Below are 15,071 nucleotides of genomic sequence, written 5' to 3'. Positions count from 1 at the left end.
CGCCGGGGCCACCCCTCGTCCGTCCCGGGCTACTTGATCTGCTTGAGGCAGAGCACGTAGTCCAGGGCCGGGAAGTTGGGGTGCTTGCTGGTGTACCAGCTGTCCGACTTCGGCTGCTTCTCGCAGGACTTCTCGTCGGAGGTGGCGAGGTACTTGAAGACGATCTTGTACTGCGCCTTGGCGTCGGTGCAGGGCACCACGGTGATCTTCGGGTTGGTGTCCGTGGTCTCGCTGGTGCCGTTCGCGTTGCGCAGGCAGTCGCCGGGGCCGGCCGAGTCCACCTTGGTGTCCGAGTCGGTCGGGGTGGTGACCGGCGGGAGCGTGAGTGTCGGCACCGGCGCCGTGATGGTCGGCGAGGGGATGACCGGCGGCGTGTAGGTCGGCATCGGCAGCGGCGTGGGCGCGAAGGTCAGCACGGTGGGGGCCGGCTTCGGGTCGGCGACCGGGTCGCCCTTCTTCGGGCCGAGCACCCCGGTGGCGGCCAGGGTGAGGGCGACCGCCAGCGAGACCGGCACCAGCAGCATCGCGATGTGCGGCCGGCTGGTCAGCGGGACGCCCGGGTCGAGCTGCGGGCCGTGGCTGCCCGGGACGGGCGGCACCAGCCGCTTGAACCTGTTGTGCGGGACGAGGTTCAGCAGCAGCGTGATGGGCGTCAACAGCCAGGACACCGGGCTCCACCAGCCCTGGACCAGCGTCCGGGCCGACATGTCGCGCACCGTCGCCGTGCCGCAGGTGCGGCAGAACGGGCCGGTCATCCGCAGCATCCGGTACATGACGATCATGCCCTGGTGGCCGCGGACGGTGGCGTCCACCGCCGGGTACCCGCCGCAGAACCGGCAGGTGGTGCCGTCCGGCGGGGGCGTCGGGTACCCGTAGCCGTAGCCGCCGGGCGCGGGCTGGGCGCCGTACGGCTGCGCGGGCGCGGGCTGGGCGGCGTACGGCTGTGCGGGCGGCGGGGCGCTCGGGTAGCCGTACCCGGGGGGCGGCGGGGGCGGAGCGCCGTAGGAGCCGCCGGAGGCGTACGGGTTGCCGTCGCCCGGGGGAGGGCCGTACGGCATCTGGGGCGGAGGCGGAGCGGACAAGGAGGTCCCCCGGGAAGGAGAGGCGGAAGAGGTCAGGACTTCTTCACCGGCGGGACGCCGGTGGTGGTGGGCGCCAGCGGGCCGAGGCAGAGCACGTACCGCTTCTTGTTCCAGCGGCGGCCGCTCTTGCCCGAGACCACGCTCGTGGTCTGCGGCGTCTGCTTGCAGCGGGTCGTGTCCGTGGTGCCCTCGAACTTCGCGAGCACCCGGTAATTCGCCTTGCTGTCAGTGCACTTGACGATGTCGATGTCGCGGGAGCCGCTCGCCCGCACACAGTCGCCGGGCTTGGCGCTGCTGACGCTCGGCCCGGCCACGAAGTAGCCGACCGCCAGCGCCACGCAGCCGCCGACCACCCCGACGATCCGCAGCTTGGACCGCAGGCCGCGCTTCTTGGCGGCCGGCGCGGGCGGCATCGCCGGGGCCGGCTGCGGCTGGCCGTACGGCCCGGGCGGCGGCTGCTGCCCGTACGGCCCGGGGGCCGGCTGGCCGTAGCCCTGCTGTCCGTACGGCTGCTGCCCGTACTGCTGCGGGCCAGGCGGCTGCTGTCCGTAGCCGGGCGGCGGGCCGTAGCCGGGCGGGGCCTGCGGCGCGGGCTGCCCGTAGGCCGGCGGCGGGCCGTACGGCGCGGCCGGCGGCGGGACGGGCGCCCCGTACGGCGGCGCCGCGGGCGGGCCCATCGGTGCGGATCCGTACGGATTGGGTGGTGTGCTCATCAGTTCGTCCCCCGAGGCAGAGTTCTGTCGTTCCGACAGGTTCGAGTACCTTAGCGAGTCGCTCGGACGCCCTGAGCCCCGAGCCCCCGGGGTCTCCCGGGCGGCCTGGTCACCGGGGGAGCGGGCTCCGGCGGGCGGCGCCCAGGTAGAGGACCGCCGTCAGGGCGTACACCCCGGCGACCCCGAGCACCACCGCGACCGAGCGGCCGGACAGCGGCAGCACCAGCGCCGTGACCAGGGCGGCGGCCACGAAGGCGACGTTGAACAGCACGTCGTAGATGGCGAACACCCGGCCGCGGTACTCGTCCTCGACCGACTCCTGCACCACCGTGTCGGCGCAGATCTTGGTGCCCTGGGTGACCACCCCGAGCAGCAGGGCGGCGATCAGGCAGGGCACCAGGGCGAAGCTCAGGCCCAGCGCCGGGACGAACACCACCGGGGCGGCCAGGCAGGCCGTCATCCACCCGGCCAGGCCGAGCCGGCGGGTGCACCAGGGGCTGACCAGCGCGGCGACGAAGAACCCGGCGGCGGACAGCCCGACCGCCTGGCCGAGGGTGACCAGCCCGGCCGCGCTGTCGGCCGGGTCGTTGAAGGTGTACCGGGCGAGCATCACCACGACCACGATCAGCACGCCGTAGCAGAACCGGGCCGCGGTGACGGCGGCCAGCGCGTGCACGGCCGGCCGGCAGTCCCGGACCAGGTGGCGCACCGCGGCGCCGAGTTCGAGGGCGGCCCGGACCAGCGCCTGGCCGAGCCCGGGGCGGTCCTCGTGCTGCTCGGGGCCGAGCAGGTCGCGGTCCATCCGCCGGGCGGCCAGCGCGGCCGACAGGTAGAGCAGCGCGGCCACCGTGACCAGGGCGGCGTCGGCCCTCGGTCCGGGGGCCATCAGCTGGTGCAGCAGGAAGCCGATGCCCCCGCCCGAGGCGGCGGCGACCGTCCCGAGGGTGGGGGAGAGGGCGTTGGCGGTGACCAGCCGGTCCTGCTCCACCACCCGGGGCAGGGCGGCGGACAGGCCGGCCAGGATGAACCGGTTGAGCGCGGTGACCAGCAGGGCGGAGGCGAAGAACAGCCAGGTCGGCGCCTCCACCAGCAGCAGCACCCCGGTGCCCAGGCCCAGCCCGAACCGGGCCAGGTTGCCGAAGTAGAGCACCTGGCGGCGGCGCCAGCGGTCCAGCAGCACACCGGCGAACGGGCCGATCACCGAGAACGGCAGCAGCATCACGGCCAGCACCGAGGCGATGTCGGCGGGGGAGGACTGCTTCTCGGGGGAGAAGACCACGTACGCGGCCAGCGAGACCTGGAAGACGCCGTCCGAGAGCTGGGAGAGCACCCGGGCGGTCAGCAGCCGCCGGAAGTCGCGGCCCTTCATCAGGTCGAGGACCGTGGCGCGGTGCGCGGACTGGTGGGTGCTGCCGTTCTCGGTGATCGCCACCCGCCCAGGGTGCCACGGAACCGGCCGCCGTTTCACGTGAAACATTGGCTGCGGGAACGTGAAGGGCCCACGATCCGCAGACCGTGGGCCCTTCCTACGCGCTACGAGCGGTCAGCTGCTCAGCGCTCGACCTCGCCGCGGATGAACTTCTCGACGTTCTCGCGGGCCTCGTCGTCGAAGTACTGCACCGGCGGGGACTTCATGAAGTACGAGGAGGCCGACAGGATCGGGCCACCGATGCCGCGGTCCTTGGCGATCTTCGCGGCGCGGACGGCGTCGATGATGACACCGGCGGAGTTCGGGGAGTCCCAGACCTCCAGCTTGTACTCCAGGTTCAGCGGGACGTCGCCGAAGGCCCTGCCCTCGAGGCGGACGTAGGCCCACTTGCGGTCGTCCAGCCAGGCCACGTAGTCCGAGGGGCCGATGTGGACGTTCTTGGAGCCCAGCTCGCGGTCGCGGATCTGCGAGGTGACGGCCTGGGTCTTGGAGATCTTCTTGGACTCCAGGCGCTCGCGCTCGAGCATGTTCTTGAAGTCCATGTTGCCGCCGACGTTCAGCTGCATGGTGCGCTCGAGGATGACACCGCGGTCCTCGAACAGCTTGGCCATCACGCGGTGCGTGATGGTCGCGCCGACCTGGGACTTGATGTCGTCACCGACGATCGGCACGCCGGCCTCGGTGAACTTGTCCGCCCACTCCTTGGTGCCCGCGATGAACACCGGCAGGGCGTTCACGAAGGCGACCTTGGCGTCGATGGCGCACTGGGCGTAGAACTTGGCCGCGTCCTCGGAACCGACGGGCAGGTAGCAGACCAGGACGTCGACCTGCTGGTCCTTGAGGACCTGGACGACGTCGACCGGGGCCTCGTCCGACTCCTCGATGGTCTCCAGGTAGTACTTGCCCAGGCCGTCGAGGGTGTGGCCGCGCTGGACGGTCACGCCGGTCGGCGGCACGTCGCAGATCTTGATGGTGTTGTTCTCGCTGTTGCCGATGGCGTCGGCCAGGTCGAAGCCGACCTTCTTGGCGTCGACGTCGAAGGCGGCGACGAACTCCACGTCACGGACGTGGTAGTCACCGAACTGGACGTGCATCAGGCCGGGGACCTTGCCGGCCGGGTCGGCGTCCTTGTAGTACTCGACACCCTGCACCAGCGACGCGGCGCAGTTGCCCACGCCCACGATGGCTACGCGAACCGAACCCATTCCGGTTGCTCCCTGTGATCTCATGAGGACCGCCGGGGTCGGCGGAACTCGTCCTGCTTCTTCGATGACTGCATGTGCGGGCGCGAGGCGCCCAGTCGTGCCGCGCGGCACAGGGCTGGCGCGGTGTCAGCGCTCCTGGTCGGAGCGCCCCGGGCGGTCGTACGGTTGCCCGGACGGGTCGGGGGACCCGGTCTCCTGGCCACGGCCGTCCGAAGTCCTGCGGGGGCCGGCGGCGGTGCTGCCGCCGGCGTCGGGGCCGGTCCGCCCGGTGCGGTTGGACCGCTCGGTCTCGATCAGCTCGTTGAGCCAGCGGACCTCGCGCTCCACCGACTCCAGTCCGTGCCGCTGGAGTTCGACGGTGTAGTCGTCGAACCGCTCGCGGGCGCGGGCCAGTGAGTTGCGCATCCGCTCCAGCCGCTCCTCCAGCCGGCTGCGGCGGCCCTCCAGGACGCGCATCCGCACGGCCCGGTCGGTCTGGCCGAAGAAGGCGAAGTGCACGCCGAAGTGCTCGTCCTCCCAGGCGTCCGGGCCGGAGTCGGCGAGCAGCTCCTCGAAGCGCTGCTTCCCCTCGGCGGAGAGCCGGTAGACGATCTTGGACCGCTTGCCGTTGAGCGCGGTGGCCGGGACGTACTCGACGTCCGGGTTGTCCTCGACCAGGAAGCCCTGGGCGACCAGGCTCTTCAGACACGGGTAGAGCGTCCCGTAGGAGAGCGCCCGGAACGTCCCGAGCAGGATGTTCAGCCGCTTGCGCAGCTCGTAACCGTGCATCGGGGCGTCGTGGAGCAGTCCGAGGACGGCGAACTCCAGCACTCCTGAGCGTCTGCCCACTGCCGTCGTCCTCCTCCCGCTCGGTGTCCGACCGGCCGCTGCATCCGGCGGTATTCCGCTTCGATGTATCGGCTCGATATATCGAGAACAGTAAACCCGGCCCCCGGAACCGGCAAGGGGGGCACGCGTGAATGTGATCACAAGCCGACGCGCGGGTGGGGTTGGCAACGGGCGTGTAATGATCTGTCGGCGTTTTGTGGGTAGTTGCAACTGATGTCCGATTAGTTGGGTTTCCGTGCTGCGTACGCTGTCGCGTGTGCACGAGGACCACCTCCGGGATCAGGGCGGTTTGCGGGCATCGGACGTGAACCCTGCCTTCAGGCTGGAAACGCCTGGCGAGGAGTGGCTGGAAGATGAGCGAGCGACGGCGAAGGACGCCCAACCCGGGCGGTGAGGGGCAGCAGCCCCCGGGAGGCGGCGGCCGTCGGGGCGACGGGCCGGGGCCCGACGAGCTGCGCTCGGAAGGTGTCGGCCGACGCCGCCCGCCGGGGGTCAGGGAGACCGCACAACAGCCCCGGATGACCCGTGCGGAGATGCGCAAGGCCGCCCAGAAGAAGGGCAAGGGGGGCGGTCGGCGCGGTGCCGCCACGGCCTCCGCCTCCGCCGCGGCCGCCGGCCCCGGCAAGAAGCGCTTCATCGACTACCCGCGGTTCGGCAAGACCGGCGTGCGGCGCTGGCTGCCGTCCTGGCGGCAGTGGCTGAGCGGCTTCGTGCTGGTCTTCGGCTCCTTCGTGGGCCTGGTGTTCTACCTGTACCAGACCACCGAGGTCCCCGAGCTGAACCAGCTGGTGAACAACCAGAACACGATCTACTACTGGGCCGACAACACGGAGATGACCCGCAAGGGCCAGACCAACCGGCAGATCGTCGAGCTCAAGGACATCAGCCCCAACCTCCAGAACGCCGTCATCGCCGCGGAGAACAAGAGCTTCCGCACCGACAAGGGCATCGACCCCAAGGGCATGCTCCGCGCCGTCTACAACATGGCGAAGGGCGGTGAGACCCAGGGCGCCTCGACGATCACCCAGCAGTACGTGAAGAACGCCTACCTGAGCCAGGAGCAGACCCTCAGCCGCAAGGTGAAGGAGTTCTTCATCACGCTGAAGATCAACCAGGACAAGGAGAAGGACGAGATCCTGACGGGCTACCTGAACACCAGCTGGTTCGGCCGCGGTGCGAACGGTGCCCAGGCGGCCGCCCAGGCGTACTACGGGGTGGACGCCAAGGACCTGAACGTCTGCCAGAGCGCCATGCTGGCCGGCCTGCTCAAGGGCGCGACGTACTACGACCCCACCAACCCGAACAACAAGGAACGGGCCCTGGGCCGGTGGAACTGGATCCTGGACCAGATGGTGGACACCAAGGCCATCACCCCGGACGAGCGCGCCAAGTGCACCGCCTTCCCGGACCCGGTCCCGCAGAAGCCCAGCTCCAACATGAACGGTGAGATCAGCTACCTGGTCGACACCGCCAACAAGTACGTGATGGCCACCGACAAGACGATCACCCAGCAGATGATCGACCGGGGCGGCCTGAAGATCTTCACCACCTTCGAGAAGGACAAGGTCGACGCCCTGAAGAAGGCCGTCGACGACGTCAAGGCGGAGAACCTCAACCCGCAGAAGCGGCCGGACAACGACACCAACATCCAGTTCGGCTCCGCCAGCATCCGCCCCGGCGACGGCGCCATCGTCGCCCTCTACGGCGGTGACGGCGTGGAGAACGGCCACTTCGACAACAACGCCGACGCCACCGGCGTCCAGGTCGGTTCGACCTTCAAGCCCTTCGTGCTGGCCACCGCGATGCAGGTCGGCGTGCAGACCGCGAAGGACGACAAGGGCAAGCCGAAGCGGATCAACGCCGACAGCCGCTACCTGGCCGACGACATGTCCGAGATCCGCAAGCCGGACGGCTCGCTGGTGATCGGCGACGACGGCAAGCCGTACCGGCAGAAGAACGAGGACTCCGGCAAGCGCGGCTACGTCTCGCTGCGGCAGTCCATGCAGTACTCGTACAACGTGCCCTTCGTCCAGCTCAACCAGGACGTCGGCGGCCAGAACGTGGCCGACATCGCGGTGCAGATGGGCATCAAGAGGGAGAGCCTCGCCGACCCGAAGACGGCGACCTTCCCGCTCGGCACCTCCACCATCAGCCCGATCCGGATGGCCACCGCCTACGGCACCCTGGCGGCCAGCGGCAAGGAGGCCGAGCCCTACTCGGTCACCAAGGTCGAGGTGAGCGGCGTGGAGCGCCCGGGCTTCGGCAAGAAGGAGGCCAAGGTCGCGCTGGAGCCGGCCGTCGCCGACAACGTCACCGACGTGCTGGTGAACGTGGCGGTGAACGGTACCGGCAAGAAGACGAAGGACCTGGGCCGCCCGGTGGCCGGCAAGACCGGTACCACCGACCAGAACAAGTCGGCCTGGTGGGTCGGCTACACCCCGCAGCTGGTGACCAGCGTCGCGATGTGGCGCGAGGACCCGGCCAAGCACGAGCGGCAGTCGCTCAACGGCACCGGAGGCAAGGAGTCCATCCACGGTGGCGACATCCCGACCGACGTCTTCACCCGGTACATGAAGGCCGCGCTGGCCAACGAGAAGAAGATGGACTTCCCGACCCCGCAGCCGGTCGGCACCGAGGTGGACTCCTCCGGCGCGCCCTCCACGGCCAGCCCGACGGCGGTCCCCACCGCGACCGACACCCCGACGGCCCCGGCGCAGACCCAGACGCAGGCGCCGCAGCCGCCGGTGCAGCCGCAGCCCACCCAGACCTGCGTGCCCGGCGTGGACTGCCCCGGCGACCAGCCGACCAGCACGCCGACCAAGAACCCGCGCCCGTCCAACAGCTGCCTGCCGGTGTTCGGCTGCCCGACACAGCCGCCGGGGCCGACGGACAGCGCGTCGCCCGGCGGTGGCGGCAAGCCGGGCGGCGGTGGCGGCAAGCCGTCGCCGACCAGCACCGGTGGTCTGCAGGGCGGGTCGACCATGCCGTAGCCCGCAGCCCGCAGCCCGCAGCCCGCGGCCCGGCCCGGCCCGGCGGAACCCGGAACGGCGGTGGCGGTCCTCCGAGGAGGACCGCCACCGCCGTTCTCGTGCCAGGACGGCCGCCACCGCCGTTCCGGTCCGGGGAACGCCACCGCCGTTCCCGGCCGGCCCGCCGCGGCCCCGTCACGGCCGCTCCGGGCGGCCGTTTCGCCGTGATCGGCGAGCCCGGCCGCCGTACGGGGGCACGGACCGTTGCGGGGTCCTCCTCGTCCCGGCGGGATCGGTGCGGCAGGATGTCCGGCATGACGTCGAGCGATCGTGACGAAACCGCCGGCCCGGTCGGGGCCGGCGCCGCCGCAGGGCCCCTCCCGGCAGCCGTCGCCACGGCCGCGCCGCCGGCCAACACCGTGGTCGTCCCGGCCGACGAGGACCCGGTGGCGGCGGCCGGCAGCGAGGTGATCGGCGGGCCCCCGGGCCGCCGGGCGCTGCTCGGCGTCTCCTGGTGGATCCCGGCGCGCTTCCTGGCGCTCGCGGTGATCGTGGTGTCGGTGCTCGGCATGGTGCAGAAGCTGCCCTGCTACGAGCAGGCCTGGTTCCAGCCGGGCTCCCCGCAGTACGTCCACGCCTGTTACAGCGACGTCCCGCACCTGTTCTCCGGACGCGGCTTCGCGGCCGGGCTGCACCCGTACGTGGACCGCATCCCGGGTTCTTCGGGGGACCTCCAGTACCTGGAGTACCCGGTGCTGACCGGCCTGTTCATGCAGGTCGCGGCCTGGCTGACGCCCGGCGGCGGGGACCAGCAGAGCCAGGAGCAGTGGTTCTGGGCGATCAACGCCGGGATGCTGATGGCCTGCGCGGTGGTCGCCGTGGTGGCGCTCTCGCGCACCCACCGGCGCCGCCCGTGGGACGCGCTGCTGTTCGCGCTCGCCCCCGTCCTGCTGCTCAACGGCACCGTCAACTGGGACCTGCTCGCGGTCGCCCTGGCCGCCGTGGCGATGGCCTGGTGGTCCGGCGCCCGGCCCGGCTGGGCCGGTGTGTTCATCGGCCTGGCCACCGCGGCCAAGCTCTATCCGCTCCTGCTGATCGGCCCGCTGCTGGTGCTCTGCTGGCGGGCCGGCAGGTGGCGAGACTTCCGGGTGATGCTGGGCGGCGCGGTCGGCTCCTGGTTGCTGGTCAACCTGCCGATCATGCTGGCCAACTGGCGGGGCTGGTCGACCTTCTACGTGTTCAGCAAGCACCGCGGCGAGGACTACGGCTCGTTCTGGCTGATCCTGATGCAGCGCCGCGGCGCCGGGCTGGCCGACCTCGACGTCTACATCGGCGTGCTGATGGTGCTGGGCTGCCTGGCCGTGGCGTGGCTCGGCCTCTCGGCCCCGCGCCGGCCGCGCCTCGCCCAGCTGGCCTTCCTGGTGGTCGCGCTGTTCGTGCTGGTCAACAAGGTGTACTCGCCCCAGTACGCGCTCTGGCTGCTGCCGCTCGCTGTACTGGCCCGGCCGCGCTGGCGGGACTTCCTGGTCTGGCAGGCCTGCGAGGTGCTCTACACCCTGGGCATCTGGTCCCACCTGGGCCTGGTCACCGGCTCCAAGCAGCAGGGGCTCGGCGAGGGCTGGTACCACTTCGCGATCGGGCTGCACCTGCTGGGCACGCTCTACCTGGTCGCCCTGGTGGTCCGGGACGTCCTCCACCCGGACCGCGACCCGGTCCGCTGGGACGGCAGCGACGACCCCTCCGGCGGGGTGCTGGACCACGCCCCGGACGTGTTCGTGCTGGGCACCGCCCGCCGGCTGCGCGAGGAGGAGAGCTACGCCGCGTACGCGCCGGCCGGCCCCGAGCAGTGGCTGGACGAGCCCGATCTGCCGGAGCCGGCCGAGAAGCCGTAGGGCCGCGAGCCGAGCGCCGGAACGCTCAGCGGTCCACCACGCGGTCGAAGTGCGTGGTGGTGTGCCGGACCTGGAGACCGAGCTCCTCGCCGATCGCCGGGGGCTTGGTCTCCCCGTCCAGGAACAGCAGCGAGACCTGCATGTGCGGCGGCTCGGCGAACCACAGCTGCTTGCCGGCCCAGTGGAACGGCGACTTGGTCTTGTTGACGGTCGCCAGGCCGGCCCGGGCGATGCCCTTGGCCCGCGCCCCCATGCTCGCCACGTACTTCGGCGCCTCCAGGCCGATGCCGTGCGCGGTGCCGCCGGCGACCACCAGGATGTGGCCGTCGGAGGGCGCCGGGTGCTGGCGGTAGCCGTAGCGGTCGCCCTTCTGCAGCGGGGTGACGTCCAGGACGGTGGCCCGGACCTCCAGCGCGGCGTGGTCGCCCAGCCAGAGCCGGGTGCCGATCCGGGCCCGGAAGACCGTCCGCGGGTAGCGCTGGGCCAGCTGGTCCATGCCGGCCGCGCCGAGGTGGCTGACGAACACGGTGTGCACCGGGATGCCGGCGGCCTGGGCGGTGTCCACCCAGTACGCGACCTCCTCGACCGGGCTGGAGCCGTCCGGCCGGTCCATCGGCAGGTGCAGCGCCAGGCCCTCGAAGCTGACGCCCTCCAGCTCGGCGGCGGCGGTGCGCAGGTCCGCCGCGCTCACGCCGTGCCGGCGCATGGTGGTCATGCACTCCAGCACCACCCGGGTGCCGTGCAGCGCGCGCAGCGCGTCCACGCCGGCCACCGTCCGGATCACCCGGGCGTGCGGCAGCGGGAGCACCTCCTCGCCGACCCGGTAGGGGGTGAGCACCAGCAGCTCGCCGCCGTACCACTCGGCGGCGTCGGCCGCCTCGTACGCGGTACCGACGGCGAGCACCCCGGTGCCCAGCAGCGTCGCCTCCTCGGCCAGCCGGTGGTTGCCCAGGCCGTAGCCGTTCCCCTTGGCGACCGGCACCAGGCCGGGGAACTCGGCGAGGACGGAGCGCTGGTGGGTGCGCCAGCGTTCGGTGTCGAGGTAGAGCGACAGCGTCATCGGGTCAGCCTCCTCAGCGGCGGGACATGTAGAGGTCGAGGGCCTTGTGCAGCAGCTTGTTGAGCGGGAAGTCCCACTCGCCGAGGTACTCGGCCGCCTGGCCACCGGTGCCGACCTTGAACTGGATCAGCCCGAACAGGTGGTCGTCCTCGTCCAGGGTGTCACTGATGCCGCGCAGGTCGTACACCCCGCCGCCGAGGGCGTAGGAGTCGCGCATCATCCGCCACTGGATGGCGTTGGACGGCTTGACCTCGCGCTTGTGGTTGGCCGAGGCGCCGTAGGAGTACCAGACGTGCTCGCCGACCACCAGCATCGTGGTGGCGGCCAGCGGCTCGCCCTCGTGGTAGGCGATGTAGAGCCGCATGCGGTTCGGGTCCTCGGCGACGAGGGCCTTCCACATCCGCTGGAAGTAGGCCAGCGGGCGCGGGGTGAACTTGTCGCGCTCGGCGGTGACCAGGTAGAGCTGGTGGAAGATCGGCAGCTCGTCGTAGCCGCCCTGGATCACCTCGACGCCGCTCTTCTCGGCCTTCTTGATGTTGCGGCGCCAGAGCTGGTTGAAGCCCTTCTGGATGTCGTCCAGCGAGCGGTTGGCCAGCGGAACCTGGAAGACGTAGCGGGGCTGGACGTCACCGAAGCCGGCGCCGCCGTCCTCGCCCTGGAGCCAGCCGGCCTTGCGCAGCCGGTCGGCCACCTCGAAGGCGCGGGCCTCGTACCAGTCGGCCTCGACGTCGCGCAGCCGCTTGGCCTGCTTGGCGGCGATGGCCTCCTTGATGGTGGGGGCGTTCCAGCGGCGGATGACCACCGGCGGGCCCATCTTCACCGAGAACGCGCCCTGCGACTTGAGGTGCGCCAGCATCGGGGAGAGCCAGCGGTCGAGGTCGCGGTCGAACCAGTCGATGACCGGGCCCTCGGGCAGGTAGGCGAGGTAGCGCTTGAGCTTGGGCAGCTGGCGGTAGAGGACCAGGCCGGCGCCGACGAGCTGGTTGGCGTCGTCGAACCAGCCGATCGACTCCGACCGCCACTCGGCCTTCACGTCGCCCCACGACGGCACCTGCATGTGGCTGGCCGAGGCGCGGCTCCTGATGAAGGCGAGGTGCTCCTCGCGGGTGATCGTCCTCAGGCGCAGGCTCATTGCTCGGTGCTCCTCGTCGGTCGGGCTGCGGTGGCCCCAGGTTCTCGGGCTGACCCTATCGTCCGGGGCCCGGGCGCCCGTCGCGGCGGGCACGGCGGCGCCCCCGTCGGGTACCTGTCTCCTCCTGCAGATACGCGACGGGGGCGGCGAGGGTTCCGGGCGGCCCCTGTGGGCTCGGTCCCAGCGGGCCGGCGGGAGCCGGTCGGGGGTCGGCGCGGGCGGTGGTGGGGCGGTCGGGGACGGTGCGGACGACCGGGGGCGGGTCAGCCCCAGAGGCCGCCGCGGGCGATGCCGAGGTAGAAGCCGAGCGCGGCCGCGCCGAGCGTGACCATCAGGACGAAGCGCTCGGCGGTGGTGACCGACACGAACATGCCCCACAGGCCCGTGACGATGCCGAACAGGCCGGTCCACGAGGTCAGCAGGTGCAGGTTGTGGAAGAACGAGGTGGTGAAGGCGATCACGCCCAGGAGGGCGGTGATGCCCACCAGGGTGTTCTCGCGGGGGTGCGGGTGGCCGTCGGTGTTCAGCGTGAGGGCGGGCATGCGGTGGACGGACTGGGCCATGGGTCCCACCTCCTGGCGTGGAGACGAACGGGCAGGGATCCCGTTCCGTCCAGATTGCGGTGCTTGGGTCGCTCTCACAACCCCTATGCGTTTTGTTCGGCCGTCCGGGTGCAGGTAGGCTGTGCCGTCTGCACTGGTGTAGTTGTGCCCCCTCTGTGTCCTCTTCCGGATGACGTCCCGCCTTCGGGCGGAGCGGGGGCCGACTGTCCGACCCGGCCGTTACGGTGGGCCGGAGTCGTCACCGCACCGGTGCCGACGCTACGCACAACCCTCCTGCCACGGAGAGACCGTGGCCGCTGAGTCCAAAGGAGGTGGGTTACTCATGCGTCACTACGAGCTGATGGTCATCCTCGACCCCTCGGTCGAGGAGCGCGCTGTCTCCCCCCTGATCGAGAGCTTCCTCGCTGTCGTCCGCAACGCCGGCGGCAAGGTGGAGAAGGTCGACACCTGGGGTCGTCGCCGTCTGGCTTACGAGATCAACAAGCAGTCCGAGGGCATCTACTCGGTCATCGACCTCAAGGCCACGCCTGAGGTCGTCAAGGAGCTCGACCGCCAGCTGGGCCTGAGCGAGTCGGTTCTGCGGACCAAGGTCCTGCGCCCGGACACCCACTGAGCCACCTCTGAGGCCTTCGGGTCTCGGGTAGCTCGCGTCCGTTGTTTCACGTGAAACAGCGGTGAACGGACATCTTCCCGAGAGGTCATCACCACCATGGCAGGCGAGACCGTCATCACCCTCGTCGGCAATCTCGTCGACGACCCCGAGCTGCGCTTCACCCCGTCGGGTGCGGCGGTCGCGAAGTTCCGCATCGCGTCCACCCCCCGCACCTTCGACCGTCAGACGAACGAGTGGAAGGACGGCGAGAGCCTCTTCCTCACGTGCAACGTCTGGCGGCAGCCGGCGGAGAACGTGGCCGAGTCGCTGCAGCGCGGCATGCGCGTCATCGTGCAGGGCCGACTGCGCCAGCGGTCTTACGAGACCAAGGAAGGCGAGAAGCGGACGGTCTTCGAGGTCGAGGTCGACGAGGTCGGCCCGAGCCTGCGCTCGGCGACCGCCAAGGTCACCCGGGCCAACCGGTCCGGCGGCCCCGGTGGCGGCTTCGGCGGCCAGCAGGGCGGCGGCCAGGGCGGTGCCGGCTGGGGCGGCGGCGGTGGCGGCCAGCAGGGCGGCGGCAACTGGGGTGGAAACTCCGGTGGCGGCCAGTCCGGCCCCTCCGACGACCCCTGGGCCTCCAGCGCCCCGTCCGGTGGAAACCAGGGCGGCGGCTGGGGTGCCCCGTCCGGTGGCAGCGGCTACTCGGAAGAGCCCCCGTTCTAAGAGCTGACAGATTTCGTGCGGCCCGGCGGCCGGCGTCTCCGGACGCCCGCCGGGCCGTGAACCCCAAATGGAGCACACAATGGCGAAGCCGCCTGCTCGCAAGCCGAAGAAGAAGGTTTGCGTCTTCTGCAAGGACAAGGTCAACTACGTTGACTACAAGGACACGAACCTGCTGCGGAAGTACATCTCCGACCGCGGCAAGATCCGTGCCCGTCGGGTGACCGGCAACTGCACCCAGCACCAGCGCGACGTCGCCACGGCCGTGAAGAACAGCCGTGAGATGGCGCTGCTGCCCTACACCAGCACCGCGCGCTAAGAGAGGGTGACCAAGTAATGAAGATCATCCTCACGCACGAGGTGCCGGGTCTCGGCTCCGCCGGCGAGGTCGTCGAGGTCAAGGACGGCTACGCCCGCAACTACCTGGTCCCGCGTGGCTACGCCATCCGCTGGACCAAGGGCGGTCAGAAGGACGTCGACGCCATCCGTCGCGCCCGCAAGATCCACGAGATCCAGACCCTCGAGGCCGCCAACGAGGTCAAGGGTCAGCTCGAGGGCGTCCAGGTCAAGCTGGCCGTCCGCTCGGGCGAGGCCGGCCGTCTGTTCGGCTCGGTGACCCAGGCCGACGTCGTCGAGGCCATCAAGGCCGCCGGCGGCCCGGCGGTGGACAAGCGCGCCGTCGCGATCGCCTCGCCGATCAAGACCGTGGGCTCCCACAAGGTCTCGGTCAAGCTGCACTCGGACGTCGTGGCCAAGCTCGACGTCGCCGTCGTGGCTGCCTGAGTTCCGTAGCACGGCCCGAGGGCCGGACTCCTCCGGGAGTCCGGCCCTCGGTCTTTTCCGCGCCGGGCGTTCCCGCGCCGGGCGTTGTCTGATCGGCGCGTCC

General features: G+C 71.0%; 14 protein-coding genes. 6 read left to right on the top strand and 8 right to left on the bottom strand.

Annotated features, from left to right (window positions below):
• Positions 1-29: 29 nt before the first annotated feature.
• From ACZ5GH_RS18485 to ACZ5GH_RS18465, 5 genes are all read right to left on the bottom strand, one after another.
• Positions 30-1,082 carry an LppU/SCO3897 family protein gene (locus tag ACZ5GH_RS18485; protein ID WP_387751967.1) on the bottom strand — a complete coding sequence of 351 codons (1,053 nt, stop codon included), beginning with the start codon at positions 1,080-1,082 and terminating at the stop codon, positions 30-32.
• A 32-nt stretch (positions 1,083-1,114) separates the two neighbouring features.
• Positions 1,115-1,795, bottom strand: a complete 681-nt coding sequence (locus tag ACZ5GH_RS18480; protein ID WP_387751970.1) for an LppU/SCO3897 family protein — start codon at positions 1,793-1,795, stop codon at positions 1,115-1,117.
• Positions 1,796-1,904: 109 nt separating this feature from the next.
• Complete coding sequence (locus tag ACZ5GH_RS18475) at positions 1,905-3,164, bottom strand: MFS transporter (RefSeq protein ID WP_464336845.1); 1,260 nt, start codon at positions 3,162-3,164, stop codon at positions 1,905-1,907.
• 182 nt (positions 3,165-3,346) lie between these two features.
• Entirely contained in the window at positions 3,347-4,429 is a 1,083-nt protein-coding gene (locus tag ACZ5GH_RS18470; protein ID WP_464334788.1) for an inositol-3-phosphate synthase, read from the bottom strand.
• A 126-nt stretch (positions 4,430-4,555) separates the two neighbouring features.
• A complete protein-coding gene (locus ACZ5GH_RS18465; RefSeq protein ID WP_387751976.1) occupies positions 4,556-5,257 on the bottom strand; it encodes a PadR family transcriptional regulator in 702 nt (233 codons plus the stop codon).
• Positions 5,258-5,775: 518 nt separating this feature from the next.
• Here ACZ5GH_RS18465 and ACZ5GH_RS18460 point away from each other — a divergent pair.
• A complete protein-coding gene (locus ACZ5GH_RS18460; protein ID WP_464334787.1) occupies positions 5,776-8,247 on the top strand; it encodes a transglycosylase domain-containing protein in 2,472 nt (823 codons plus the stop codon).
• Between the two features lie 293 nt (positions 8,248-8,540).
• Positions 8,541-10,118, top strand: coding sequence for a glycosyltransferase family 87 protein (locus tag ACZ5GH_RS18455; protein WP_387751981.1), 1,578 nt, complete (start codon positions 8,541-8,543; stop codon positions 10,116-10,118).
• A gap of 25 nt (positions 10,119-10,143) precedes the next feature.
• On the opposite strand, the gene ACZ5GH_RS18450 is transcribed toward ACZ5GH_RS18455, so the two are convergent.
• The 3 genes from ACZ5GH_RS18450 to ACZ5GH_RS18440 form a co-directional block, all read right to left on the bottom strand.
• Positions 10,144-11,178, bottom strand: coding sequence for an alanine racemase (locus ACZ5GH_RS18450; RefSeq protein WP_464334786.1), 1,035 nt, complete (start codon positions 11,176-11,178; stop codon positions 10,144-10,146).
• Positions 11,179-11,191: 13 nt separating this feature from the next.
• On the bottom strand, positions 11,192-12,310 hold the full coding sequence (locus tag ACZ5GH_RS18445) for a lipid II:glycine glycyltransferase FemX (protein ID WP_387751986.1): 1,119 nt from the start codon (positions 12,308-12,310) through the stop codon (positions 11,192-11,194).
• Positions 12,311-12,573: 263 nt separating this feature from the next.
• A complete protein-coding gene (locus ACZ5GH_RS18440; RefSeq protein WP_387751989.1) occupies positions 12,574-12,873 on the bottom strand; it encodes a hypothetical protein in 300 nt (99 codons plus the stop codon).
• Positions 12,874-13,195: 322 nt separating this feature from the next.
• Between ACZ5GH_RS18440 and rpsF the strand changes: the two genes are divergently transcribed.
• The 4 genes from rpsF to rplI all read left to right on the top strand — a co-directional run bounded on the left by rpsF (position 13,196) and on the right by rplI (position 14,968).
• Entirely contained in the window at positions 13,196-13,486 is a 291-nt protein-coding gene (gene rpsF, locus ACZ5GH_RS18435) for a 30S ribosomal protein S6 (protein ID WP_188298654.1), read from the top strand.
• Positions 13,487-13,582: 96 nt separating this feature from the next.
• A complete protein-coding gene (locus ACZ5GH_RS18430) occupies positions 13,583-14,188 on the top strand; it encodes a single-stranded DNA-binding protein (protein ID WP_387751991.1) in 606 nt (201 codons plus the stop codon).
• Between the two features lie 79 nt (positions 14,189-14,267).
• On the top strand, positions 14,268-14,504 hold the full coding sequence (gene rpsR, locus ACZ5GH_RS18425; RefSeq protein ID WP_030059640.1) for a 30S ribosomal protein S18: 237 nt from the start codon (positions 14,268-14,270) through the stop codon (positions 14,502-14,504).
• Between the two features lie 17 nt (positions 14,505-14,521).
• Complete coding sequence (gene rplI, locus ACZ5GH_RS18420) at positions 14,522-14,968, top strand: 50S ribosomal protein L9 (RefSeq protein WP_387751994.1); 447 nt, start codon at positions 14,522-14,524, stop codon at positions 14,966-14,968.
• The last annotated feature ends 103 nt before the right edge of the window (positions 14,969-15,071 follow it).

The sequence above is a fragment of the Kitasatospora sp. Xyl93 genome (genome assembly GCF_055383135.1).
Note: the sequence above shows the minus strand (reverse complement) of the source record. Positions and strands in the feature narration are given on the sequence as shown.